19 protein-coding genes and 2 tRNA genes are annotated in these 24209 nt (G+C 67.7%); 6 read left to right on the top strand and 15 right to left on the bottom strand.

Going from position 1 to position 24209, the window contains the following annotated elements; all coding sequences use genetic code 11:
* Positions 1–425: 425 nt before the first annotated feature.
* The 6 genes from ILP92_RS09260 to ILP92_RS09225 all read right to left on the bottom strand — a co-directional run bounded on the left by ILP92_RS09260 (position 426) and on the right by ILP92_RS09225 (position 9020).
* Positions 426–5789 carry a Hint domain-containing protein gene (locus ILP92_RS09260; RefSeq protein ID WP_268968520.1) on the bottom strand — a complete coding sequence of 1788 codons (5364 nt, stop codon included), beginning with the start codon at positions 5787–5789 and terminating at the stop codon, positions 426–428.
* 579 nt (positions 5790–6368) lie between these two features.
* Entirely contained in the window at positions 6369–7355 is a 987-nt protein-coding gene (locus ILP92_RS09245) for an ATP-binding cassette domain-containing protein (RefSeq protein ID WP_198916102.1), read from the bottom strand.
* Complete coding sequence (gene modB, locus ILP92_RS09240; protein ID WP_198916101.1) at positions 7348–8010, bottom strand: molybdate ABC transporter permease subunit; 663 nt, start codon at positions 8008–8010, stop codon at positions 7348–7350. Before modB ends, ILP92_RS09245 begins: the two co-directional genes overlap by 8 nt.
* Positions 8007–8741, bottom strand: coding sequence for a molybdate ABC transporter substrate-binding protein (gene modA / locus ILP92_RS09235; RefSeq protein WP_198916100.1), 735 nt, complete (start codon positions 8739–8741; stop codon positions 8007–8009). Before modA ends, modB begins: the two co-directional genes overlap by 4 nt.
* Before the next feature lie 50 nt (positions 8742–8791).
* Positions 8792–8878, bottom strand: a tRNA-Leu gene (locus ILP92_RS09230).
* A gap of 56 nt (positions 8879–8934) precedes the next feature.
* Positions 8935–9020: transfer RNA gene (locus ILP92_RS09225), tRNA-Leu, on the bottom strand.
* Between the two features lie 79 nt (positions 9021–9099).
* Between ILP92_RS09225 and ILP92_RS09220 the strand changes: the two genes are divergently transcribed.
* Positions 9100–9561 (top strand): NUDIX hydrolase, encoded by a 462-nt coding sequence (locus ILP92_RS09220; RefSeq protein WP_198916276.1) that lies wholly within the window; start codon positions 9100–9102, stop codon positions 9559–9561.
* Positions 9562–9571: 10 nt separating this feature from the next.
* Here ILP92_RS09220 and ypfJ read toward each other — a convergent pair whose 3' ends face one another.
* Positions 9572–10432 (bottom strand): KPN_02809 family neutral zinc metallopeptidase, encoded by an 861-nt coding sequence (gene ypfJ / locus ILP92_RS09215; protein WP_198916099.1) that lies wholly within the window; start codon positions 10430–10432, stop codon positions 9572–9574.
* A gap of 104 nt (positions 10433–10536) precedes the next feature.
* Between ypfJ and ILP92_RS09210 the strand changes: the two genes are divergently transcribed.
* The 5 genes from ILP92_RS09210 to ILP92_RS09190 are packed head-to-tail and all read left to right on the top strand — an operon-like array spanning position 10537 to position 14427.
* Positions 10537–11115: a YqaA family protein gene (locus ILP92_RS09210; protein ID WP_198916098.1), complete on the top strand. Its 579-nt coding sequence runs from the start codon at positions 10537–10539 to the stop codon at positions 11113–11115.
* The gene (locus ILP92_RS09205) at positions 11112–11603 is read left to right on the top strand and encodes a disulfide bond formation protein B (protein ID WP_198916097.1); all 492 of its coding nucleotides are present in this window, start codon (positions 11112–11114) and stop codon (positions 11601–11603) included. The genes ILP92_RS09210 and ILP92_RS09205 overlap by 4 nt, the downstream gene beginning before the upstream one ends.
* A 58-nt stretch (positions 11604–11661) precedes the next feature.
* The gene (rocF, locus tag ILP92_RS09200) at positions 11662–12579 is read left to right on the top strand and encodes an arginase (protein WP_198916096.1); all 918 of its coding nucleotides are present in this window, start codon (positions 11662–11664) and stop codon (positions 12577–12579) included.
* A gap of 1 nt (position 12580) precedes the next feature.
* Positions 12581–13630, top strand: coding sequence for an ornithine cyclodeaminase (gene ocd, locus ILP92_RS09195; RefSeq protein ID WP_198916095.1), 1050 nt, complete (start codon positions 12581–12583; stop codon positions 13628–13630).
* Positions 13627–14427, top strand: coding sequence for a pyrroline-5-carboxylate reductase family protein (locus ILP92_RS09190; protein WP_198916094.1), 801 nt, complete (start codon positions 13627–13629; stop codon positions 14425–14427). The genes ocd and ILP92_RS09190 overlap by 4 nt, the downstream gene beginning before the upstream one ends.
* Here ILP92_RS09190 and ILP92_RS09185 read toward each other — a convergent pair.
* The 8 genes from ILP92_RS09185 to ILP92_RS09150 all read right to left on the bottom strand — a co-directional run bounded on the left by ILP92_RS09185 (position 14400) and on the right by ILP92_RS09150 (position 24141).
* The gene (locus ILP92_RS09185; protein ID WP_198916093.1) at positions 14400–14825 is read right to left on the bottom strand and encodes a PaaI family thioesterase; all 426 of its coding nucleotides are present in this window, start codon (positions 14823–14825) and stop codon (positions 14400–14402) included. The genes ILP92_RS09190 and ILP92_RS09185 overlap by 28 nt on opposite strands.
* A 179-nt stretch (positions 14826–15004) precedes the next feature.
* Positions 15005–16258 carry a GTPase HflX gene (hflX, locus tag ILP92_RS09180; protein WP_235971286.1) on the bottom strand — a complete coding sequence of 418 codons (1254 nt, stop codon included), beginning with the start codon at positions 16256–16258 and terminating at the stop codon, positions 15005–15007.
* Positions 16259–16289: 31 nt separating this feature from the next.
* Positions 16290–16529 carry an RNA chaperone Hfq gene (hfq, locus tag ILP92_RS09175; protein WP_198916092.1) on the bottom strand — a complete coding sequence of 80 codons (240 nt, stop codon included), beginning with the start codon at positions 16527–16529 and terminating at the stop codon, positions 16290–16292.
* A gap of 126 nt (positions 16530–16655) precedes the next feature.
* Entirely contained in the window at positions 16656–18164 is a 1509-nt protein-coding gene (locus ILP92_RS09170) for a TrkH family potassium uptake protein (protein ID WP_198916091.1), read from the bottom strand.
* Position 18165: 1 nt separating this feature from the next.
* Positions 18166–19542, bottom strand: a complete 1377-nt coding sequence (trkA, locus tag ILP92_RS09165; RefSeq protein WP_198916090.1) for a Trk system potassium transporter TrkA — start codon at positions 19540–19542, stop codon at positions 18166–18168.
* Between the two features lie 58 nt (positions 19543–19600).
* Positions 19601–20455 carry an alpha/beta fold hydrolase gene (locus ILP92_RS09160; protein ID WP_198916089.1) on the bottom strand — a complete coding sequence of 285 codons (855 nt, stop codon included), beginning with the start codon at positions 20453–20455 and terminating at the stop codon, positions 19601–19603.
* 3 nt (positions 20456–20458) lie between these two features.
* Positions 20459–21865: a nitrogen assimilation response regulator NtrX gene (gene ntrX, locus ILP92_RS09155; protein WP_214650006.1), complete on the bottom strand. Its 1407-nt coding sequence runs from the start codon at positions 21863–21865 to the stop codon at positions 20459–20461.
* On the bottom strand, positions 21865–24141 hold the full coding sequence (locus ILP92_RS09150) for a sensor histidine kinase NtrY-like (protein WP_198916088.1): 2277 nt from the start codon (positions 24139–24141) through the stop codon (positions 21865–21867). Before ILP92_RS09150 ends, ntrX begins: the two co-directional genes overlap by 1 nt.
* Positions 24142–24209: the final 68 nt, after the last annotated feature.

Genomic DNA, 24209 nt, shown 5'->3' with positions numbered 1-24209 from the left:
GTTGAATTCGTTCTAGCTGAAATGGGGCAGCGGGGGCCAGAAAAGTGTCACGATTGTGGTGCGCGCTCGGTCGCGGCCGCCACAATTGCGCCCGATTTCATCCGAAATCGCGTCGATTGTCGCCAATTCGCTCAATAATTTAGAAAAGTTCGCAGGATTTAAGACCGTGGATCGACAGTGCAATGTGGCAGGCGATGGGGCAGTTGTTTCCATCCGGGAACACGCAGGGCACGACCGGGACGATTGTTTCGCCGAAAGCGCCTTGCAAAGACGAATCGCGCGGCGCAATCCCCGGCCCTTCGGCGAATGGGGCGAAATCGGGGCAGCCCCAGCGCCGTCGTCGTGCCCCACCCCGCGCAAAGAAAAAGCGCGGGCGGAAAGATCACCGCCCGCGCCATTTCACGAAGCTACATGCCCCCGAAAGGCTACTTCAGCAGCAGCTTCGCCTCGTGCCGTTTCAGGGTCCGGCGGGCGGACTGGTAGCCCTCGATTCCTTCGTGATGCTCGAGCTCGGGGAAGAGCTTCAGGATCTCGTCGCGCTGCGCGTCTCCGATGCCCTTCAGCGTGTAGTCGCCCGGCTGGAAGCTTTCCGACCACGTCCCGTCCGACAGCACCACTTCGTGCTGCTCGAACATGAAGTGGATGTAGCTCACCCCCAGCGCCTGGACCTGGTCGATCCCGGCGCCGCCGGTCAGGTGCTTGGCGGCCACCAGCACTTCGCGTTCCTCGAAGTAAAGCGCCGTCTTGTCGTTGGCGACCAGCATCCGGTGGTTCGGGCTGACCAGCATGTCGCGCTCGGGCAGGCCGTTGCCCAGGCTGCCCGCCTGGATCAGCACGGGCTTCAACTCGGGCTGCTTGGCAAGCTCGCCGCGGGTCAGGCGCTTTTCGCCCATCCAGCGGATTTCCTGGATGCCGTTGTCGCGGGTGATGACCCGGTCGCCCTCGCGCAGATCCTCGACCCGACGCTCGCCCTTCGGCGTGGCGATCAGGGTGCCCGGCGTGAAGCAGGGGATGATCTTCTCGATATTCTCGAAGGTCAGGGTCCCAGTGGACTTGCCGTCGGCATCGAAAAACCGGATCTCGCCGTCGAAGCCGTCATTGGGGCCGTCGGTGTTGTCGGTGTCGCCGGGATCGTCGTCATCCGTCAGGTTGACGATCTTGTACGACCCGCCGTTCAGCGACCCGGTCAGGTCGATGACGTCGAAATCGGTCCCGGTATTGCCGCCGACGATGCTGTCGCCCGGGCCCACCCCGAAGAAGGTGTCCTGGTCGGCGCCGCCCAGCATGGTGTCCTTGCCACTCCCGCCGGTGATGGTGTCGTCGCCGTCGTTGCCTTCCAGCAGGTCGTTGCCGCCGAAGCCGTCGATCCGGTCGTTCCCGGTGCCGCCGGTGATCGTGTCGTCGCCGGTGCCGCCGATGATCGTGTCGTTGCCCGCGCCGCCGTCGACCGTGTCCCGGCCGCCGCCCGCGTCGATGCTGTCGTCGCCATCGCCGCCCGAGATGCTGTCATCGCCCTGGCGACCCGAGATCGTGTCGTTCCCGGCACCGCCCAGAAGCGTATCGGCATCCAGCCCCCCCGAGATCACGTCGTCGCCGTCGCCGCCGTCGATCAGGTCGTCGCCGCTGCGGCCGAACAGGCTGTCGTTGCCGCTGCCGCCCAAGATGGTGTCGTTGCCCTCGCGACCGGTGAGCAGGTCGTCGCCGTCACCGCCGTCGATGGTGTCGTTGCCGCCACCGCCGATGATCGTGTCGTTGCCCCCATCGCCCGACAGCAGGTCGTCGCCGTCGCCACCGTCGATCGAGTCGTCGCCGTCGCCGCCCACCACGGTATCGTCGCCCTGCCCGCCCAGGATGGTGTCGTTGCCATCGCCGCCGTCCAGGTAATCCTCGTCGATACCGCCGTCGATATAATCGTCGTCGGCGCCGCCATAGATGGTGTCGTCGTCGTCTTCGCCGAACAGCACGTCATTGCCCGCGCCGCCGATGATCAGGTCGGTGTCGTTGCCCGGCTCGGGATCATCCGCGTCCACCACCTCGTCGATGAGGCCGGGAATGCCCGGGGTCGGACCGAAGCCGCCATAGATCGTGTCGGCCCCCGCATCGCCCCGCAGCGTGTCGGCGCCGTGGCTGCCGATGATGCTGTCGTCGCCGTCGCCACCCGACACCTCGTCGTTGTCGATGCCCGCGTCGATCACGTCGTTGCCGGTGCCGCCCAGGATCGTGTCGGCATCGTCGCCGGTGGTGATGGTGTCGTTGCCATCACCGCCATCCACGAAATCGCGCCCGTCCCCGGTATTCGGATCCCCGACACCCGCGAAGGGGTTCGGCGTGCCATTCGGCAGGGTCGGCTGGTCGTTCGCGAAGTCCGAGAACGTGTTGGTTCCCGCGTTGATCACATCGTCGCCGGCGCCGCCCAGGATCGTGTCCGAGCCCTGGATGTCGATGATGGTATCGTTGCCGTCGCCGCCCAGCACCTCGTCGTCGTCGATGCCGCTTTCGATCGAATCGTCGCCCGCGCCCGCGTCGATGAAGTCGGCGTCGTCGCCGGTCAGGATGGTGTCGTTGCCCGCGCCGCCCAGGACCGTGTCCTTGTCGTTGCCGGGCTGCGGATCTTGGTCGAAGGGCGTCGGCACCAGCGGCGCGTCCGTGTCGATGGACGGATCATGGCCCGAGGTGTCGATGAAGTCGGCCCCGTCGCCCCCATCGGCGAAGTCCGAGCCGTTGCCGCCGGTGATCGAATCGTCGTCGGCCCCGCCCAGCAGGACGTCGTCGCCGTCCTGCCCCGCGATGGTGTCCTTCCCGTCGCCGCCATTGACGGTATCGTTGCCGTCACCGCCGTGGATCGCGTCGTTGCCGGTGCCGCCATCGATGCTGTCATCACCCGCGCCGCCCGACAGTTCGTCGTCGCCCGCACCGCCATCGACGGTGTCGTTGCCCGGACCGGCGCTGTCCACGGTGTCGTTGCCCGCCCCCGCCAGGATCAGGTCGTCTTCCGACCCGCCACGGATGCTGTCGTCGCCGTCGCCGCCATCGAGCGTATCCTTGCCGCCGCCACCGCGCAGGGTGTCGTTGCCCGCACCGCCAAAGATCAGGTCGCCCTGGCCGCCGCCCACAAGGCTGTCGTCGCCGTCGCCGCCGTCGATCGTGTCCGCGCCCGACTGGCCGTCGATCGTGTCGTTGCCCGCGTCGCCGCTCAGGCTGTCGTCGCCCGCGCCGCCCAGGATCGAATCGTCCCCGTCCTCGCCCTTAACGGTATCGTTGCCCTCGCCCGCCAGCACCGTGTCGTTGCCGCCACCGGCCAGCACGATGTCGTCGTTCGAGCCCGCATTGCCCAGGATCGCGTCGTTGTTGTCGATGAAGTCGCCGTTCGGATCGCCGTCATAGGCGGTGTCGATCAGCGCGGCCTCGTCGCCGTTGGTCACGATCCCGTCGGGCCGGATCGTGTCGTTCACGGTCACGGTGACGGTCCCGGTGTCGGTGCCGCCCTTGCCGTCGCCCACGGTGTAGCTGAACGTATCGTCGCCCGAGAAGCCCTTGTTGGGCGTGTAAGTCACGGTCCCGTCGCCGTTACCGGTCACCACGCCGTTGGCGGGCTGGTCGAAGCCGACCAGCTCCAGCGCGTCGCCGTCCACGTCGGTGTCGTTGCCGATCAGGTCGATCTTGACGGGCTGCTGCTCGTCCGTCGTGGCGCTGTCGTCCACGGCGACCGGGTCGTCGTTCACCGGGTTTACGGTGACGCTGACGGTCGCCTCGTCGGTCAGGCCGTCCGCGTCCTCGATCGTGTAGGTGATCGTGTCCTCGCCGTTGAAATCCGCGTCGGGCGTGTATGTCAGGGTGCCGTCCGCGTTGATCGCGACCGTGCCGTTCTCGGCGGTGGCGGCGATCACCTTCAGCGCCAATGCGTCGCCATCGGGGTCGCTGTCATTGCCCAGCACGTCGATGTTGGACAGCGGCGTGTCCTCGTCGGTCGTGGCGCTGTCGTCATTGGCGATGGGCGCCTCGACGCGGCCCAGGAAGTTCTCGATCTCGAAATAGTCGAACCTGCCGGTCTCGTTGCCGTCGGCGTCGAGCAGCACCACGGTGCCGTTGAAGCCGTTGCCGTTGCCGTCGGGTGTCTCGTCGATGATCTTGAAGTTACCCACACCGCGCAGGTCCAGCGTGTCGTCATCGGTGTTCAGCAGCGGATCGTCCGAGAATCCGCCCGCGCCGCCGTCGATGATGTCGCCGTCGGTGCCGCCCAGGATCGTGTCGGCATCGGCGCCGCCGAAGATGTGGTCCTTGCCCTCGCCGCCATCCAGGACATCGGTCCCGTCACCGCCCTTCAGTGTGTCGTCGCCGTCGCCGCCCTCGATGGTGTCGTCGCCCGCGCCGCCCTCGGCGCTGTCGTCGCCCTTGCCGCCGATCAGCACGTCATTGCCCGCGCCCACCTCGACGATGGAATTGACGGTCTCGAGCGGGTTGAAGGCGATATCGGTGATGTTGATGCCGCTGTCGTTGCCGTCGATCTGCTCATGCACGACCGAGACCGACGTGACCGGGCCCGCGATGTTGACCAGCGTCGAGTATTCTTCCGACGAATCCGGCAGGTAGCCGCCCTTGGACGTGACCGTCTGGTTACCGTTCGACAGCGTGAGCCGGCTGCCGGGTGTCAGCGTCACGGTCACCGGACCGTCGGGTCCCATGGCGGTGATCGTCACGCGGCCGCCCCCGTCGATGTCGTTCACGCGGAACTCGACATCGGCCACGGGCGCGTCGAAGGCGAAATCATAGCGATACTTGTCACCTTGGTCTTCGAGCTCGGAGTTGAACGAGCTGCCTTCGGACACGACCGCATCCAGGTCCGAGGTGTTCTGGTGCGTCGTCTCGTATCGGTGCTGCGAGTCGCCGTCGCTGTCCTTCAGCCGCGTGGTGGTGAAGCTCACCTTCACCGCGCCGGTGTCCTGGGTGAAGTTCGGCACGTCCCTGCGGTCGCCGAAACCGGGACCCTTTTCCCAGTCAAACAGCGCGCGCTCACCCAACACGGTTGATTGCTCCAGGTCGGCGTCCCCCAGCAGCGTGTCGTCGCCGTCGCCGCCCAGCAGCGTGTCGTTGCCCGCGCCGCCCAGCACCTTGTCGTTCCCGGTGCCCGCATCCACCAAATCGTTGCCCGCACCCGCAAGCACAAGGTCGTCGTCCGACCCATCGGCGCCGAAGACGCCGCCGATGGCGTCGCCCGAATCGATCCTGTCGCCCTCGGGATCGCCGGTATAGGCCGCGTCGATCACGTCGTCGCCCGCGGTGCCTTCGACGATGCCGTCGAGCTGGGCGGGGGCCACGATGGACGAGCCGTCGACGCTCTGGTTGGAATACCAGCCGCGGAAGTTCGTGCCCGTCGCGTGGTCCAGGGTGATCGACGAGATCTTCAGGTTGTCGATGGTGCCGCCGTTCAGCAGGTCGCTGATGAACACGTCGCCATTGGTGGCCTGCACCACCAGCACTTCCTCGGTGAGGGTCGAGCCATCTGCCAGGGTCAGCGTCGCCTGGAACGTCATGGTGCTGTCGGTGGTCGCCTTGGTTGTGACGCCGTTCAGCGTGTAGGTGAAGCGGTCATGGGCGTCGCATTCGTCGTCGTTGATGACGCCGTCGTGCTGGGGGTCGGTCGTCGTAACGGCGACGATCTTGAGCGTGGTGAAATCCGCGGTCTTGGCGTTCAGCAAAGAGGCATGTTCGGACTTGTAGTCGCCTTCGTGCACGTCGGTGCTGGCGAACTTGCCGAAATAGATGAGGTTGATGTTCGTCGTGGCAGTCATGTCTTACCCCTCGTCCGCTGGTCGCCGAACCCGGATAAGGGTGCCGAACAGCTGATGCCTTCATTTCCCCGTCAACCCGGCACACGGAACCCACGAGACAACCCGCTCTGAACGAGCGACCTCTCTTTAGGCTGTGAGTGTTTTGCGTCCTTGGCAGACTCTCTTCGCAAACAGAAACGGACGTCCCCAAACGACCGGTCGGCTTTCCGACGACTGTCTTTTACGGCCAAGTTCGGGGCGGACATAGGGATAAATTGAATGAACCGGGGCACATGCGCCAAGCGATCGCCACACTCAGGATCCGTTAACCTTTTTTCCGCCACGTTATTGTTCATGACACCCGCGGGCGAACTTCCGCCGGAATGTCGGAAAATGCGAATAAAATTTGACTATTTCGGAGTTCCCACTCCCAGGTGCGGATCAAGCCGCAGCGGCGATTGTTTCCCGAACCTGAACGATCACACATTTGTGCAGCGGTTCCCGCCGTCCGGATCGTGGCAAGATCATGTTCCCGGATTGTCCACGATTCGGCCTCAATGGCGGCCAAACAGGCTGGATTTCGCTTCCGTCGGGGCTGAATCACGAATCATCGCCGGTCCCGTCCAGCCGGAACAACGGCCGCCGGATCGCGATCTGACACTCCAAACCACCCGCGACGGACGCGAAATCGCTCAAGGACGATGGCCAGACGACATCCTGCCCGCAAATCTCGACCGCGCGCCCCGCGCCCTGCGCGTTCCCAAGTCGCGCGGGCAGGATCAGCGCATCGGGCGCGTGCAGGCGCTCGGCGCGCATCACGATGGCGCTTGCCGGATCAATCACCAGCGACCACCGCTCGGCGGCCCGCATCGCTTGGGACGGACGCAAGACCTGCGCGCCCAGGCGACGCGCCATGTGATCGTCCGGGATGTCGTCCAGGCGCAGCGCCAGCGGGCGGCGCGCGGCGCCGGTGATCCGGCCACCATCCATCGCCAGGTGCCGGTCCGCCAGGCGCAGGCTTTCTTCGAGATCATGGGTCACGAACAGGGCTGGGCACCCGGCCGCACGGATGGCGCGGGACAGGTAGGGCAGGATCTCGTCGCGGCGCGCAGCGTCCAGCCCGCTCAGCGGCTCGTCCAGAAGCAGCAGATCCGGCGACGCGGCCAGGGCCCGCGCCAGCGCCACGCGCCGCGTCTCGCCGCCCGACAGGCGGGACACGGAGCGCCCCATCAGCGGCCCCAGGTCAAGCGCCGCCACGATGCGCGCGACCGCGGCGGGATCGGTGCCGCGCCGCCGCGCCCCGAAGCCGATATTGCCTGCCACGTCCATGTGGCCGAACAGACGCGCGTTCTGGAACACCACCGCGACCCCGCGCTTGTGCGGCGGCAGCGGGTGCAGGGCGCGGCCGTTCAGCGTGACGTGGCCCGCCGCCGCTTCCAGCCCCGCGATGGCCTGCAGCAGCGTCGTCTTGCCCGAGCCCGACGGACCCACCAGCGCGGTGATCCCCTGCCCCGGCAGATCCGCCGATGCGCTGAGCGTGAAGCCGGGGTGCCCCAGCGCCAGGTCGAATGACAGCCCCTCAGACACGCCAGCGCCCCCGGTTCCAGCCATAGACCACCAGCAGGACCAGCAGCGACGACACCAGCAATCCCGCCGACAGGATATGGGCGGTGCGATAATCCAGCGTCTCGACGGCCGAATAGATCTCGACCGAAATCACGCGCGTGCGCCCGGGGATGTTCCCGCCCACCATCAGGACCACCCCGAATTCGCCCATGGTATGCGCGAAGCTCAGCACCGCCGCCGTCAGCACACCCCGCCGCGCCATGGGAAGGGCCACCGACCGGAACGCGTCGAAGGGTGCCGCGCCCAGCGTGGCCGCGGCCTGCAGGATGCCAGGCCCCACCGCGACGAACGCGGTCTGCAGCGGCTGGACGGCGAAGGGCAGTGAATAGAGGCACGACGCCACCACAAGCCCGGCGAAGTTGAAGGTCAGCGTGTCGCCGGTGGCGCGCAGCCAGAAAGCGCCCAGCGGTGCGTCGGGGCTCATCAGCAGCAGCAGGTAGAAGCCCAGGACCGTCGGCGGCAGCACCAGCGGCAGGGCGGTCACCGCCTCGACCAGCGGACGCAGGCGCGACCGGGTCGTGGCCAGCCACCACGCCAGCGGCATCCCCAGCGCCAGCAGGATCAGCGTCGTCAGCGCCGAAAGCCGCAAAGACAGCCACACCGCGTCCCAGATCATGGGGCGGGCACGTCGTAGCCGTGATTCGACAGGATGCGCGCGGCCTCGGCACCGCCGAACCAGTCCCAGAACGCCCGCGCGGCGGCGCTGTCGGCGGCACCGGCCAGCCAGACGGCATCCTGCGCGATGGGCGCGTGGGCCGAGCTCGGCACCGGCTCGATCACCAGCGGGCCGCGCGCCTCCAGGCCGGGCACCAGCGACGCGGCCAGGAACCCGTATTCGGCATTGCCGGTCTGCACCCAGACGGCCACCTGCGCGACGCTTTCGGCCCAGAGCACGGTCATGGCGGCCGGATCGACGCCCGCGCCCTCCAGCACCTCCATCGCCGCGACGCCGTAGGGCGCCAGCGCCGGATCCGCAATGGCCACCCGCCGCCCGACCAACGTCGCCGCCAGCCCGTCCGCCCGGATGGCGTCCCGCCCCACCAGGACCAGCCGCCCCAGCGCATAGGTTCGGCGCGCATGGCTCAGACCGCGCTGTTCCAGCGCATCGGGCCGGGCCCGGTCGGCGGCCAGGAAGACGTCGAACGGCGCGCCTTGGGTGATCTGCGTGAAAAGCCGCCCCGTGGCCCCATGGGCAATGCTTGCGCTATGGCCGGTCGCCGCGGCGAAGGCGTCGGCCAGGTCGCGGGCGGCGGGCAGCATGTTCGACGCGACGGCCAGGCGGACCTCGCCCGCCTGCCCGCAGACCGGCAGCAGAAACGACAGGATAAGGGCCAGCGCGCGTAGCATCCCAGCGGTTTAGCCACGCGTCCCGGGGCGATGCAACTGCGCAGATGGTCTGGTGCGGGCGGTGGGACTCGAACCCACACGGGGCTACGCCCCAACAGATTTTAAGTCTGGTATGTCTACCATTCCATCACGCCCGCATGGCGCTTGGTGTTCCACAGCGACGCGGCCGGGGACAAGGGCAAAAACGGGGCGGTGGTACCCGTGGCCGGACTCGAACCGGCACGCTGTCACCAGCGGGGGATTTTGAATCCCCTGCGTCTACCATTCCGCCACACGGGCACGGGATAGCCACCGAAGCGGGGTGTATCGAAGCTCGCGCTGTGAGAAAAGGGGCAAAGACTTGGGTTGGGCAGCCGACATGGCCGATTTTCCGAAACTGGGCGCGATGGCCGTGGTCCTGCACGCGGGCCGCGCGCTTCTGGTGCGCCGCTCGAAGGCGCCCGACAAGGGGCTTTGGGGCTTTCCCGGCGGCCATGTCGAGCCGGGCGAGACCGCGTTGGCCGCCGCCGCGCGCGAATTGCTCGAAGAAACCGGCGTGATCGCGACCCCGCGCGGCTACCTGACCAATCTCGACATCATCCGGCGCGGCGAAGACGGCGCGCTCCGCCATCACTACCTGCTGGCGGGGGTGGTCTGCGACTACGTCTCGGGCACGCCGCGCGCCGCGGACGACGCGCTCGAGGCCGCGTGGATCGCACCGGACGCGCTGGACGGGATGCGCTGCAGCGCCCACGTGGCCGAGATCATCGCGCTCGCCACGCGCGCCACGCCCACCGCCCCAGGCGCGGTGCCCCTGGTTCACCTTTCCAGAAATACCTGAAACCGGCGCGTCACAGCCGCTCGGCGCTGAACGTGTCGCAATCGGCGATCCGGCCGCTGTCGAACCCGGCGGCAAACCAGCGCTGGCGCTGCTCGGACGTGCCGTGGGTGAAGCTTTCGGGCCGCGGCACCTGTCCCGCGCCGCGCTGCAGGGTGTCGTCGCCGATACTGGCCGCGGCGTTCATCGCTTCCTCGACATCGCCGCGTTCGAGCGAGCCGAACTGCTCTTGCGCCGCGCGCGCCCAGATGCCCGACAGGCAGTCGGCCTGCAGCTCAATCCGGACGCTGATCGCGTTGGCCTGCTCCTGCGAGGATTGCGCGCGGATGCGGTTGGCCTGACCCAGGATGCCCAGCTCGTTCTGGACGTGATGCGCGATCTCGTGCGCCACCACGTAAGCCGCCGCGAAATCGCCCGACGCCCCCAACCGCTGCGACAGCGTGGTGAAGAACGCGGTGTCCAGATACGCCTTCTCGTCGGCGGGGCAGTAGAACGGGCCGGTCGCGCCCGAGGCCCCGCCGCAAGGGCTTTGCGTGACCCCCTTGAACAGCACCAGCGTGGCGGGCTGGTAAAGTTCGCCCACCTGTTCACGGAAGATGCCGTCCCAGACCTCTTCGGTGTCGGCCAGCGTGACCGACACGAACTCGGCCGCCTGCTGGTCGGCTTCGGTGATCTCGCCGCCGCCCTGGGGCTGGCCGACCTGGATGGCGCCGTCCCGCAGCAGCGGCGTCAGGTCGATGCCCAGGAACCAGCCGATGGCCACCACCGCCAGCAGGCCCAGCCCGCCCGCGCCGCCAAGGGCCACGCCGCCACCGCCGCGCCGTCCGCGACGGTCCTCGATATTCGCGCTTCCGCGCCGCCCGCGCCATTTCATCGCCGAAAGCCCCCCTGACGGATCACACCAGTCTGAGCCATAGCGCGCCACAGGCCAAGCGGGTTCCGCTTGACCGTCCCGCTGGCTGCGTGTTGATGGGCGCCATGATCAGACGCCTCTACGACTGGACCCTGTCCTTGGCCGCCCACCCCCACGCCATGTGGGCGCTGGCCATCGTCGCCTTCATCGAATCGAGCGTCTTTCCGATCCCGCCGGACCTGCTGCTGATCCCCATGGTCATCGCGCGGCCGAACCGCGCCTTCGTCATCGCGGCGCTCTGCACAGTGTCCTCGGTCGTGGGCGGGCTGGCAGGCTACTGGATCGGCTTCGGCCTTTTCGAGCAGGTGGGCCGACCGGTGCTGGAATTCTACGGCAAGGACGCGCGGTTCGACGAGTTTTCCCAGACCTACAATGCCTGGGGCGCCTGGGCGGTGCTGATCGCGGGGCTGACCCCTTTCCCATTCAAGGTCATCACCGTCCTGTCGGGGGCCACGGGGCTGTCGCTGGGCGTGTTCCTGGTGGCGTCGATCGTGGCGCGAGGCGCGCGCTTCTTCATCGTGGCCGCGTTGCTGTGGAAATTCGGCCCCGCCATCCGCGACTTCATCGAGCGGCGGCTGGGCCTGGTCTTCTCGGCCTGCCTGGTGCTGCTCTTGGGCGGCTTCGCGCTGGTGAAATTCGTATGAGCGCGAAACGGTTGATGCTGGCGGCGGCCTTCGGTTCGTTCGCGCTTCTGGCGGGGGCCTATCTGTTCCAGGCGCTGGGCTACGCACCGTGCAAGATGTGCCTGTGGCAGCGCTGGCCGCACTGGATCGCCATCGGCCTTGGCCTGCTGGCCTGGTTCGCCCCGACCTGGCCCGTGGCCGCGGCGGGCGGGCTGGCCGCGCTGACGACGGGCGGCATCGGCGTCTTTCACACCGGGGTCGAGCGCGGCTGGTGGCCCGGCCCGTCGTCCTGTTCCGGCGGCAGCGATCTAGGCGGGCTGTCGGGGACGGATCTTCTGTCCACGGACGTGCTGGACAAGGTCGTCATGTGCGACGAGGTCAGCTGGGCCTTCCTGGGTCTGTCGATGGCCAGCTGGAACGCGGCCCTGTCCTTCGTCCTTGCGGCAATCTGGATCGCCGCCGCGGTCAGGTCGGTCCGGGCGTCGCATGGCGTGCCGGGATATTTCTGAGAACAAAGATGGGCAAGACGGCACCTCGGGCCGTCCCGTCCCACGAAAGGAAAGCGTGATGGCCGACATAACCCTTCTGGGCGTGCCCCTGGATTGCGGAAAGGCGCGGCGCGGCTGCCTGATGGGGCCCGATGCCTACCGCGTGGCCGACCTGGCGGGCGCCCTGGCCGAGCTTGGACACGACGTCCACGACGCGGGCAACCTGACGCCCGCGCCCTTGCGGGACGTGCGCGGTCCGGACCATCTGGTCGCCCTGCCCCAGGTCGTCGCCTGGACCGAGGCGCTCATCACCTGGGGCGCCGAGGCGACAGGCATGCCGATCTTCATGGGCGGCGATCACGCCCTGGCCATGGGCAGCGTCGCGGGCATGGCCGCCCGGGCCGAGCGGCGCGACCGGCCGCTCTTCGTTCTGTGGCTGGACGCCCATAGCGACTTCCACACGCCCCAGACCACCGCATCGGGCAACCTGCATGGCTGCCCGGTGGCCTATTTCACCGGCCAGCCCGGCTTCGACGCGTTCCCCGCACCGCCCGTGCCGGTGCCCGCCGACCGGGTCTGCATGATCGGACTGCGCTCGGTCGATCCGGCCGAGAAGGACGCTCTGCAAAGCGCCGCTGTCGCCACCCACGACATGCGCGAGATCGACGAGACCGGGATCGCGCGGCCGTTGCGGTCGTTCCTGGCCCATGTGCAATCGGCCGGGGGCGATCTGCACGTGTCGCTGGACGTGGATTTCCTGGACCCCGCCATCGCGCCCGCCGTGGGCACCACCGTCCCCGGCGGCGCCACGTTCCGCGAGGCGCACCTGGTGATGGAGATGCTCAGCGAGGCAGGCGTCGTCACGTCGCTGGACCTGGTGGAGCTGAACCCGGCGCTGGACGAGCGCGGGCGCACCGCCGCGCTGATGGTGGACCTGACCGCGTCGCTGATGGGGCGGCGCATCTTCGACCGGCCCACCCAGAGTTTCGGAGGCTGACATGGCCCTGACCCCGTCCCCGCTGGCCTATGTGCCCTTCGTGTCGGTCGCCAACATGATGAAGCTGGTGCATCACGTTGGGATCGAGACGTTTTTGCTGGAACTGACCGACGCCATGGAGGCCGATTTCCGCCGCTGGGAGAGCTTCGACAAGACCCCGCGCTTGGCGGCCCATTCGGAAGAAGGCGTGATCGAGCTGATGCCGACCTCGGACGGCGAATTCTACGGCTTCAAATACGTCAACGGCCACCCGAAGAACATCAAGGAAGGCCTGCAAACCGTTACCGCCTTTGGTCTTTTGGCGTCCGTAGGCACCGGCTATCCGATCCTTCTGTCGGAAATGACGGTGCTGACCGCCCTGCGCACGGCGGCGATGTCGGCGCTGGCGGCGCGCCATCTGGCCCCCGAAGGCGCGGCCTGCATGGCGATGATCGGCAACGGCGCGCAGGCCGAGTTCCAGGCGCTGGCCATGAAGGCCGTCTGCGGCATCGATACGGTGCGGCTTTACGACATCGACCGGGCGGCGACGGACAAGGTGCTGCGCAATCTCGACGGGCTGGATCTGAACCTTGTGGCCTGCGACACCGCGCAAGAGGCGATGGAGGGCGCGCAGATCGTCACCACCTGCACCGCCGACAAGCAGTTCGCCACGATCCTGACCGACAACATGGTGGGCGCGGGCGTGCATCTGAACGCGGTGGGCGGCGACTGCCCGGGAAAGACCGAGCTGCACCGGGACATCCTGATGCGCAGCGACATCTTCGTGGAATACCCCGAGCAGACCCGGATCGAGGGCGAGATCCAGCAACTGGACCCGGATCACCCCGTGACCGAGCTGTGGCAGGTCATCACGGGCGCGAAACCCGGGCGCACGGGTCCCGGCCAGGTGACGCTGTTCGACAGCGTGGGCTTCGCGATCGAGGATTTCACCGCGCTTTGTTACGTGCGCGACCGGCTCGAAGGCACGGATCTCTACGAAAAGCTCGACCTGCTGGCCGATCCGGACGAGCCGCGCGACCTGTTCGGGATGCTTCTGCGCGCGGCGCCGTGATCGGCCTGATCGGCACCGGCGACCTGGGCGCGGCCATCGCGACGGGCTGGTTGCGCTCGGGCGCCGTGGCCGCCGGGGATCTGATCCTGCTCAATCGCAGCGGCGACTGGGCGGGCGCGGCGGACTGGCCCGCGGTCGCCGTCACCACCGATCTCGTGCGCGTCGAGCGGGCCTGCGACACCGTGCTGCTCGCCCTGCCCCCCGCCGCGATGGCCACGTTCCGGGCGGCGCTGCCGGACCGGCTGGTCCTGTCGGTGATGGCGGGCATTTCGCTCGCGCATCTGTCGGACGCAAGCGGCGGCGCACGGGTGATCCGCGCCATGTCCAGCCCCGCGGCGGCTGCCGGCATGGCCTATTCCCCGTTCTGCCCCGGCCCGTCCGCGACCGGCGCCGACATCGCGACCGCCGAACGGCTGCTGGGCGCACTCGGCCTGACCGACCGCGTCGGGGCCGAGGATCTGCTGGACGTCTTCACCGCCATGACCGGCCCGGTGCCCGGTTTCGTCGCCCTGTTCGCCGCGTCCATGGCCGATTACGCGACCGCGCAGGGCGTGCCGGAGGCCATCGCCCACCGCGCTATCCGGCAGCTTTTCGCGGCGGCGGGCGACAGCCTGTCCGGATCCGACGCGCCCCCCCGCGCTGCCGTCGACGCGATGATCGCCTATGCCGGGACGACGGCTGCGGGGATCGAAGCCATGGAGGCCGCGGGTCTGGGAGATGTCGTCGCCACCGGGCTGGAAGCCGCGCGCCGCAAGGCGCGCCATATGGGTCAGGACGCGTCGGGCGGGATCGAATAGGTCAGCGAGGCGCGAGCCACCGGCGCCGCCTGCCCGTCCGAATAGAGCAGCACATCGCCCACCGCCAGCACGCGGCCCAGCTTCAGGATGCGGGTCCGCGAAAACAAGTCACGCCCGGCGGCGGGCTTGTTCATGAAGTCGATCGAGCAATTCGTCGTCACCGCCAGCGCCTTGGGGCCGATCCGGCTGAGGATGGCGAGGTAGACTCCCACATCCGCCAACGCGAACATCGTGGGTCCGGACACCGTCCCGCCGGGACGCAGGTGCCGGTCGGCCACGACCAGGCGCACGACAAGCTCGTCCTCGGTCACCGCGGCCACCTCGTAATCTGTGGCCACCTGGGGGAACTCGGCACGCAGGAAGTCGGTCAGCGCGGCGGCATCCATCACGATGGGCATGTCGGTTCCTTTCCCCGTTCCGCCGCAAGGATTGGACCGAGGGGCGCCCGGGGGCAAGGCGGCAATCCCGGGACCGGCCGCACCGTGGGAATTTCTTGCGCGGCGATGGGCTCGACTTGTCCCGCGAATCCCTGTTCTTGAAATACACATGGCGCAGGATCGGTCCCGGCCGGGCGGGACTAGAGGTCGTGGAACGCGCGGGCCTGGCGGGCGGTCCAGTGGACGGTCAGCGCGGTGCCGTCCTCGGTCTGTGCCTCGTCCTCGACCACGCCCTGCTCGTAGAGCCAGGCGCGGCGGCGGCCGGCTTCGAATGGCAGGGTCAGCACCTTGCGGGTCCGGGTCTCGTCCAGCACCACCACGATCGCATCGGCCAGCGCGTCCATCCCTTCGCCGGTCAGCGCCGAAAGCGTCAGCACATCGTCCCGCCGCGCGGCAATGGCGTGGGCGGCTGCGCGCGCGTCGGGGTCCAGCAGGTCGATCTTGTTCCAGACCTCCAGCTGCGGCGTCGCTTCGTCCACGCCGAGCTCAGACAGGATCGCGCGCACGTCGGCGGCCTGTTCTTCGGTCTCGGCGTGGCTGATGTCGCGCACATGAACCACCAGGTCGGCCGCCAGGACCTCTTCCAGCGTGGCGCGGAAGGCGGCGACAAGCTGGGTCGGCAGATCGCTGATGAAGCCCACCGTGTCCGACACGATCACCCGTTTGCCCGACGGCAGATCGACCGCGCGCATGGTCGGGTCCAGCGTGGCGAAGAGCATGTCCTCGGCCATCACCTCGGCGCCGGTCATGCGGTTGAAGAGCGTGGATTTCCCGGCATTGGTATAGCCCACCAGCGCCACGATGGGGAACGGTACCTTGGCACGCGCGGCGCGGTGCAGCTCGCGCGTTTTCACCACCTTGGCCAATTGCTTGCGCAGGCGGTTCAGCTGCTCGTCGATGGCCCGCCTATCTGCCTCGATCTGCGTCTCGCCCGGGCCGCCCACGAAGCCCAGCCCACCGCGCTGACGCTCCAGGTGGGTCCAGGCCCGCACCAGGCGGGTGCGCTGATAGGACAAAGCGGCCATCTCGACCTGCAACGCGCCTTCGCGGGTGCGGGCGCGGTCCGAGAAGATCTCAAGGATCAGACCGGTGCGGTCCAGCAACTTCACGCCCCAGGCTTTTTCCAGGTTGCGCTGCTGCACGGGGCTGACCGGACCGTCGATCAGGACCAGCCCGACCTCGTCCGCCTCGAGCCGCGCCTTGATCTCGTCCAGCTTGCCCGAGCCGAACAGGTGGCCGGGATGCGGACGCTGCAGGCGCACGATCTCGCTGCCCGAGACCACGAGGTCGGGCAAGGCGGCGGCCAACGCCACGGCTTCTTCCAGCGCGGGGGCTGCGTCGCGGCGGGATCGGTCGGCTGTAAATTCGGGGTGGATCACCCAGACGCGCATCATGCCCGGGTAACGTCAGCGGTCACGCGGCGGTTCAATTCCCGTCATCGCCTTCGTAAAGCTGGATCGGCTGCGATGGCATGATCGTGGAAATCGCGCCCTTGAAGACCAGCTGCGACTGGCCGTCGCGACGCAGCAGCACGCAGAAATTGTCGAACCAGGTGATGACACCCTGCAGCTTGACGCCGTTGATCAGAAAGATCGTGACCGGCACCTTGGTCTTGCGAACGTGATTGAGAAATGTCTCCTGCAAATTCTGCTTTTCGGAAGCCATCGAATAAGTCCCTGATTACCAATTGTTCTTGGCGCCAAACTTGAAATCGGCGCGGCTTTGCAGGCGCAGTATGAAGATCAAGCGCGCGACATACCAGACGTAAAAGACGCATCCCGCGCGGGTGGGTCAATCGCGCCAGAAGTCCCGGTTGAAGAGCGCGATGAAGGCCAGCGTCTCCAACCGGCCCAGCACCATGGCCAGCGCCAGGATCACGCGGGCCGCATCCGTCAACGTGCCGTAAAGCACGGGCGAGGCCGGCGCCGAATGGGCCAGCGGGCCGGTGGTGCTGAGCGACGCCACGGCCAGCACGATGGCCTGCTCGAATCCCGATCCCACCAGCGACAAGGCCGCCGTCACGACCGCCACGGACATCGCGAAAAGCATGAAGAAGATCCAGGCCACGAAGGCCCCTTCGCGCCTGAGCCTGCGCGCCGTCGAGCCCGAGCCACCGACTGACGAGGGATGGATCAGACGCTCCATTTCCCGCGCGCCATGGCGATAAAGCGCATAGACGCGCAGCAGCTTCACCCCGCCCGCGGTCGTCGCCACGCCGCCGCCCATCAGGGCAAGGCCCATCAGGATCAGTCCCGGCGTCTCGAGCCCCGACCAGTTGCGCGCGTCCACGAAGGCAGACGATTCGAAGCCCGTCGTCGTCAGGTAGCTGAGCGTGGTGAACACGCCGCCCCAGAGCACGCGGATCCCCTGGCCCAGGCTTTCCTGCCCGGAATATTCGAACGACGCGATCCAGTGCCGCAGAAACAGGAACACCGGCACCAAAGCGATGATGGTCGCCGCCAGCCGCACCTCGGGATCGCGCCAAAGATAGCCGGGCGTGCGGCGCATGTTATCGGAGCTGAAACTCAGCCGCGAAATCGCGAACAGCAGGAAGATGAAGATGAAGAACTCCGATGCCAGGCTCGTATCCGTGGCGGGCCGCAGGATGATCCCCGACGTCGACAGCGTCGACATGGCGTGGATCGCCCCGCGCAGGGGCGTCATTCCAGTTGCGACCAGCATCACCCAGAGCGTCAGCGTCAGCGCGACGTAGATCGGCACCAGCCGCGTGAAATAGCGCCCCAGCCGCTGCGAGGCATCGCGCTGACGGGTTTCGCGCAGGCGCGCGCGCGCGGCGTTGCTCTGCTCGGCGGCGACCACTTCGAAGCCGCCCAGGTTCAGCGGCGCGAAGATCGCCAGTGCCGACACCCAGAACAACAGCCCGCCCAGCCAGCCGACGATCCCGCGCCACAGGTGCAGCGATGGCGGCAGCCGATCGGCGCCCGGATACATCGTGGCGCCGGTGGTTGTTAGCGAGCTGACCATCTCGAACCACGCGTCGAGCAGGGTGATATCGGTGCCCGCCTGCTGGAACGGGATCGCCAGCATCACCGGCAGCACCATGAGCGCACCCACCAACGCCATCAGATCGTCGCGCACCGGCCGGTCGGGGCGCGCGTCGCCCACGGCCAGGGCCAACAGGACCGTCAGCACCCCGAACAGGCACGCGCTGTAGAGAAACGAGCGCGCCACGTCGAGATCGCGCACCTGGTAGGCATGGATCGCCGGCACCAGCATGGCGAAGGCGCCGATGCCCATGAGCACCAGCAGAAACGGCAGACGCTCGATCCGCGCGAACATCCTAGAAGAAGTCGATCGAGACTTGGAACAGGCGCTCGACCGCGGGCACGTCCGAGGTCAGCGCGAACAGCACGATCACGTCGCCCTCTTCGATCCGCGTCGTGCCCGTGGGCCGCACGACCTTGCCGCCCTTCTCGACCGCGCCGACCAGCACCCCTTCGGGAAAGTCGATGTCGCGGATCAGCTCGCCCGAGATCGGCGACGTGCTGAGCACCTGCGCCTCGATCACCTCGGCCTCGGCGTCGCCGATGGAATAGACGCTGCGCACCCGGCCGTGGCGGATATGGCGCAGGATCGAGCTGACCGTCGTCGAGCGGGGATTGATGAAGGCGTCGATATCCAGCGGCTGCATCAGCGGTTGCAGCGTCGGGTCGTTGACCAGGCAGATCGACATGCTGCACCCCGCTTGCTTGGCGCGGACCGACGCCAGCAGGTTCACCTTGTCCTCGTCCGTGACGCACAGGACCGCGTCGGCGCGGGCGATATTGGCCTCGTTCAGCAGCTCGATATCCATGCCGTCGCCATGCAGCACGATGGTCCGCTCCAGCGCGTCCGCGGCGCGCTCGGCGCACAGTCGATTGCGCTCGATCATCTTGACGCGGATCCGCTTGGTGCTGGCCTCCAGCGCCCTTGCCACCGCCAGGCCCACATTGCCGCCGCCGATGATGACGACACGCTCGTGGGTGTGCGATTGCTTGCCGAAGATTTCCAAAGCGCGCGGCACGTCCTCGCGGTGCGAAATGATGTAGATCTGGTCCTCGGCGAACAGCTGGTCGTTGGGGCTGGGCGCGAAAAGCTGCCCACCGCGGCGGATGCCCACAACCAGCGTCCGCAGCGTGGAAAAGAGGTCGGTCAGCTGCTTCAGCGGCGTGTTCAGCACCGGGCAGTCCGCCTCCAGCAGGATGCCCAGAAGCTGCACCTTGTCGCCCACGAAGTTCTGCGTATCGAACGAATTGGGCGCCGACAGCCGTCGCAAGGCGGCTTCCGCCACCTCCTTTTCGGGCGAGATCACGACGTCGATGGGCATGTGATCGCGCCGGTACAAATCGGAATAGATCGCGTCCAGGTAGCTCTGCGCCCGAAGCCGCGCGATCTTGCGCGGCACGGCGAAGACCGAATGGGCCACCTGGCAGGTAACCATGTTGACCTCGTCGGAATGGGTGGCGGCGATGATCATGTCGGCGTCGCGCGCGCCCGCCCGTTCCAGGATGTCGGGATAGGACGCGTGACCGGCGATGCCCTGCACGTCCAGCGCGTCGGTGGCCTGGCGCACCAGCTCGGCATTGTTGTCTACGACCGTCACGTCGTTGCGTTCGCCCGCCAGGTGCCGCGCGATCTGCCAGCCGACCTGGCCCGCGCCGCAGATGATGATCTTCATGGGGATTCCGCCACGCGCTGCTTCTCAGACGCCGTTGTGACACGCGGGCCGCGGCGGCTCAAGCGCCGCTCGGGTCAAGAAAGCGCGCAAGTTCGGGGTTGAAGAGATCCGGCCGCTCGCGCATGGGCCAATGGCCCGTGGGCAGCTCCAGGTAGCGCACATCGGCGATCTTCGGCACCGCTGCGCGCGCATGGCGCACGGGCACGACCCGGTCGGCGGCCCCGTGGACCAGCAGCGTGGGCTGGCTCAGCCGCGACAATTGCGCGCTCAGGTCGGATTTCAGCCCGTTCGCGTCCATCTCGGCCTCGAGAAACGCATCGAACGTGCGGCGCTGGCGCTGGTCGCGCGCAACCGCCATCAGCTCGGCCACCGCGCGCGGCGTCACCCGCTGCCGCTTGCCGTAGGACGCGCCCAGACCCAGCCGGGCCAGCATGGGCGATTGCGCCGCCCCGCTGTAGATCACCGACGACAGCCCCGAGCGTGCGACGAAATGCGCAAGCCGGTGCAGCGGCACGCGCTGCATCAGCCCGTAGGAGCCGACCGGGACCAGCTTGCGCACCCGTTCGGGATGCTCGAGCGCCAGCCACAGCGCCATGCCGCCGCCCATGGACACGCCCGAGATGTCGACCGTCTGAAGCTCCATCGCGTCCAGGAACGCCACCAGCCAGCGCCCCAGCCGCGGCAGGTCGTGGGGGCCGTCGAAGCCGGGCGAGCGGCCATAGCCGGGAATGTCGGGCACCACCAGCCGGAACCGGTCGCGCAGGTCGCGGGTGGTCAGCCGCCACGTCAACTCGGCGTGGTCGAAGCCGCCGCCATGCAGCAGCACCACCGGCACCGCCGCGTCGCGTGGACCTTCGTCCACATAGGCCACCTGCCGCCCCTCGACGGTGATGAAGCGGTCGGTATAGGGCATGGCCTAGTCCGCCGAGTTCTCCAGGTAGGCGACGCGGCTGCCCTGCTTGTTCGACGTCACGACCCCCAGCGATTTCAGCTTGCGGTGCAGCGCGCTGCGCTCCATGCCGACGAAGCTGGCGGTGCGGCTGATATTGCCACCGAACCGGTTGATCTGGGTCAGCAGGTATTCCCGCTCGAAAAGCTCGCGCGCCTCGCGCAGCGGCAGCGTCGCAAGCGAGCCTGCCAGCACCACCCGGTCGCCGTCGCCGTCATCCGGCGTCTCGGATCCCGGCAGCTCGGACGACGCGATATCGCCCTTGCCGTCGCCCAGGATCAGCACCCGTTCCATCATGTTCTTCAACTGGCGCACGTTGCCCGGCCAGACCATCGTCTGCAAAAGCGCCGCGGCCTCGTCGCCCAGCTTGCGGACGGGCAGACCTTGGGTCTTGTTGAACAGCTCCAGGAAGAACTCGGCCAGCAGGGGAATATCCTCCCGCCGGTCGTCCAGCGACGGCACCTCGACCGGCACCACGGCCAGCCGGTGATACAGCTCCTGGCGAAAATTGCCCGCCGCGATCTCGGCGGACAGGTCGCGGTTGGTCGAACTGATGACGCGGATATCCACGCGCACCTTCTCGGTGCCGCCGACGCGCTGGAAGGTCTGGTCCACCAGCACGCGCAGGATCTTGGACTGGGTGCCGGGCGGCATGTCCGCCACCTCGTCGAAGAACAGGATGCCGCCATCGGCCTGTTCCAGCAGGCCCGGCTCGACCGTGCCGTCGCGCGATTCGCGGCCGAACAGCACTTCTTCCATGCGGTCCGGCTCGACGCTGGCGGCACCGACGCTGACGAAGGGCTTGTCGGACCGGCCAGAATTGGCGTGGATGTAGCGCGCCGCCAGTTCCTTGCCCGAGCCCGCGGGGCCGGTCAGCATGACGCGCCCGTTGGACTTGGTGATCTTGTCCAGCGCCGATTTCAGCGACTTGAACGCGGCGCTCTGGCCCACCAGGACGGCCGGTTCGGCATCGCGGCGCTTGAGCTGCACGTTTTCCTCGCGCAGGCGCGACGTTTCCATGGCGCGGCCGATCACCACCATCAGCTGGTCGATGTTGAACGGCTTCTCGATGTAGTCGTAAGCGCCCTGCTTGATCGCGGCCACCGCGATCTCGATATTGCCGTGGCCCGAGATGATGATGACGGGCACACCGGGATAGTCGCGCTTGGCGATCTTCAGGATGTCGATCCCGTCCATGTCGCTGTCTTTCAGCCAGATATCCAGGATCATCAGGCTGGGGGGCGCGCTTTCGATCTGGGCCATGCATTCCGAAGACGTGCCGGCCAGCCGCGTGGTGTAGCCTTCGTCCTTCAGGATGTCCGAGATCAGTTCGCGGATGTCGCGTTCGTCGTCAACGATCAGAATATCGCCCATTATGCTGCGTCCTCTTCGGTCAAAGTCTTTGTATGCCTGTCGGCTGTCAGGTCGCCCGCCACGTCAAGCGGCAGGCGGATTTCGGCACGCGCGCCGGGATGCGCGCCGGTGGAAAACGGCTTGGCATCGGTCAGCACCAGGGTGCCGCCATGCTCTTCGATGATCTTGCGCACGATGGGCAGACCCAGCCCGGTGCCCTCTTCCCTTGTGGTCACGTAGGGCTCGAACAGCCGCGCGCGGTCCTCGGGCAGACCGATCCCGTTGTCAGAGATGAACAGGAAGGCCTGGCCGCGCCGCGCCTTCAGGCTGACCCGGATTTCGGGCTGGTAGCCTTCGGGCGCGCCCTGCCGGATCCGCGTCTCGGTCGCCTCGCCCGCGTTCTTGATCAGGTTCGTCAGCGCCTGGCCGATCATCGTCTCGTCCAGGTCGGCCATCAGCGGCGTGTCGGGAAGGTCGGCCGAGATCTTCACCCCTTCCTGGCCCGATTGCTGCAACAGGACCGCCTCGCGCACCAGCGCCACCAGGTCGTGTCGCCGGCGGTCGGGCTCGGGCATCCGGGCGAACTGGCTGAACTCGTCGACGATGCGGCGCAGTCCCTCGGTCTGGCGCACGATGACGTCGGTCATCTGCTCCAGCGCGGCGGAATCCGCGACTTCGGGTCCGAACTTGCGCCGGATGCGCCCCGCGCTCAGCTGGATGGGGGTCAGCGGGTTCTTGATCTCGTGCGCGATGCGCCGCGCCACGTCGCCCCAGGCCGCCATGCGCTGCGCGGCCACAAGGTCGGTCACGTCATCGAAGGCGACCACGTAGCCTTCCAGCGTGCCGTCCTCGGATTGCCGCGTGGCCATGCGCACCAGCAATGCTTCAAGCGCGCCGTTGCGGCTGACCTTCACCTCGCCCTGCACAACGTCCGATGCCCCTTCGACCAGCTTGTCGTACATCGGCCCGAACTCGGGCACCGCCACCGACAGCGGCACCGATTGACCGGCGCCCTCGTCCAGCTGCAAAAGCCGCTCGGCCGAGCGGTTCACGAAGGCCACCCGCCCGTCTGCGTCCAGGCCGACCACGCCCGACGTGACCGAGCCCAGGACCGAATCGAACAGCCGCCGCCGCCGTTCGATCTGGTCGGTGGTGGCCAGAAGCGTGTCGCGCTGCGCCTTCAGCTGGGTGGTCATCTGGTTGAACAGGCGCCCCAGCATCGAGATCTCGTCGTCACCGTCTTCCTCGCGCACGCGCACGTCCAGATCGCCCGCGCCCACCCGCTGGGCGGCCCCGGCCAAGCGGCCCACGGGCCGCGACAGTCGCTCGGCGAACCACAGGCCCACCCAGATCGCCGCCAGGATCAGGATCACCGCGAAGCCCAGATACAGCAGCCCGAATTCGAACAGCAGCCGCCCGCGATCGGCTTCGAGCTGGTTGTAAAGCTGCACCGATTCCTGGGTGTCATCGAGCAGCGCCAGAAGATCGCCATCGACCGCGCGGCTGACATACAGATAGCGGTCGGCCAGCCCCTGCAGCCGCACCAGCGCGCGAAATTCGTTGTTGTCCCAGTCCTCGATGATGACCGTCTCGCCGTCGGCGGCCAGATTCAGCGCCTCGGCGGGGGGCTCTTCGTAGTCGAACAGGTAGGACCGTTCGCCGCGTGCCGCGATCTCGCCGGCGCCGTCGATGACATAGGCTTCGCGCAGGCCCCGCTGGATCTGCGCCTGCCCCTGGCTCAGAAGCTGGCGCAATTCGCCGTCGCTGAGCAGGAACGTGTTGGTCCGTGCGCCGCGCAGGAAATTGGCCAGCGCCTCGGCGTCGGTGGACAGGTCGCCGCGGTGTTCTTCCTCGTAGGCCTCGGCGGCAGCCAGCGACGCGCCGACCACGCGGCTGACTCGCTCGGAAAACCAGCCTTCCAGTCCGAAATTGATCGATAGGGCCGCGAAGACGGCGACCGTCACCGTGGGCACCAGCGCGATCAGTGCGAAAACGCCCGTCAGCCGCAGATGCAGGCGCGACCCCGCCGATTGCGCCCGCCGGGCGGCGACGACGCGGGCCAGCGCGCTCAGCACCAGCGCGACCAGCACGATGACGTAGATCAGGTCCGCCAGGATGACGAACCTCAAGGCGACGGACGAGCCGCCTTGGCCCAACGGGCCCAGCACCAGATACGTCGCGAACGCCAGCAGCGGGCCGAGAATGCCCAATCCCACTGTCGCCGCGTTCTGCACCCGCCTCTGCCGTCGCAGGCGGGCGAGCGTATCCCAGTTCAGCATCCTGCGCGGATGCACCATGGGGAACCTCCGAAATACCGTGGCGCCTGTTCCGGCGCCCACCGCTCTGGCGTGATCGTTCTGTCGGA

The organism is Palleronia pontilimi (assembly GCF_016412875.1).
GTDB classification, from domain to species: domain Bacteria; phylum Pseudomonadota; class Alphaproteobacteria; order Rhodobacterales; family Rhodobacteraceae; genus Palleronia; species Palleronia pontilimi.
Note: the sequence above shows the minus strand (reverse complement) of the source record. Positions and strands in the feature narration are given on the sequence as shown.

Bases quoted from the DNA above. Each gene is read 5' to 3' on its own strand.
- ocd (WP_198916095.1), top strand. From the start codon at position 12,581: ATGGCCCTGACCCCGTCCCCGCTGGCCTATGTGCCCTTCGTGTCGGTC.
- trkA (WP_198916090.1), bottom strand. From the start codon at position 19,542: ATGAAGATCATCATCTGCGGCGCGGGCCAGGTCGGCTGGCAGATCGCG.
- modA (WP_198916100.1), bottom strand. From the start codon at position 8,741: ATGCTACGCGCGCTGGCCCTTATCCTGTCGTTTCTGCTGCCGGTCTGC.
- ILP92_RS09210 (WP_198916098.1), top strand. From the start codon at position 10,537: ATGATCAGACGCCTCTACGACTGGACCCTGTCCTTGGCCGCCCACCCC.
- ILP92_RS09185 (WP_198916093.1), bottom strand. From the start codon at position 14,825: ATGCCCATCGTGATGGATGCCGCCGCGCTGACCGACTTCCTGCGTGCC.
- ILP92_RS09220 (WP_198916276.1), top strand. From the start codon at position 9,100: ATGGCCGATTTTCCGAAACTGGGCGCGATGGCCGTGGTCCTGCACGCG.
- ntrX (WP_214650006.1), bottom strand. From the start codon at position 21,865: ATGGGCGATATTCTGATCGTTGACGACGAACGCGACATCCGCGAACTG.
- ILP92_RS09260 (WP_268968520.1), bottom strand. From the start codon at position 5,789: ATGACTGCCACGACGAACATCAACCTCATCTATTTCGGCAAGTTCGCC.
- ypfJ (WP_198916099.1), bottom strand. From the start codon at position 10,432: ATGAAATGGCGCGGGCGGCGCGGAAGCGCGAATATCGAGGACCGTCGC.
- ILP92_RS09150 (WP_198916088.1), bottom strand. From the start codon at position 24,141: ATGGTGCATCCGCGCAGGATGCTGAACTGGGATACGCTCGCCCGCCTG.
- hflX (WP_235971286.1), bottom strand. From the start codon at position 16,258: ATGATGCGCGTCTGGGTGATCCACCCCGAATTTACAGCCGACCGATCC.
- rocF (WP_198916096.1), top strand. From the start codon at position 11,662: ATGGCCGACATAACCCTTCTGGGCGTGCCCCTGGATTGCGGAAAGGCG.
- hfq (WP_198916092.1), bottom strand. From the start codon at position 16,529: ATGGCTTCCGAAAAGCAGAATTTGCAGGAGACATTTCTCAATCACGTT.
- ILP92_RS09205 (WP_198916097.1), top strand. From the start codon at position 11,112: ATGAGCGCGAAACGGTTGATGCTGGCGGCGGCCTTCGGTTCGTTCGCG.
- ILP92_RS09170 (WP_198916091.1), bottom strand. From the start codon at position 18,164: ATGTTCGCGCGGATCGAGCGTCTGCCGTTTCTGCTGGTGCTCATGGGC.
- modB (WP_198916101.1), bottom strand. From the start codon at position 8,010: ATGATCTGGGACGCGGTGTGGCTGTCTTTGCGGCTTTCGGCGCTGACG.
- ILP92_RS09160 (WP_198916089.1), bottom strand. From the start codon at position 20,455: ATGCCCTATACCGACCGCTTCATCACCGTCGAGGGGCGGCAGGTGGCC.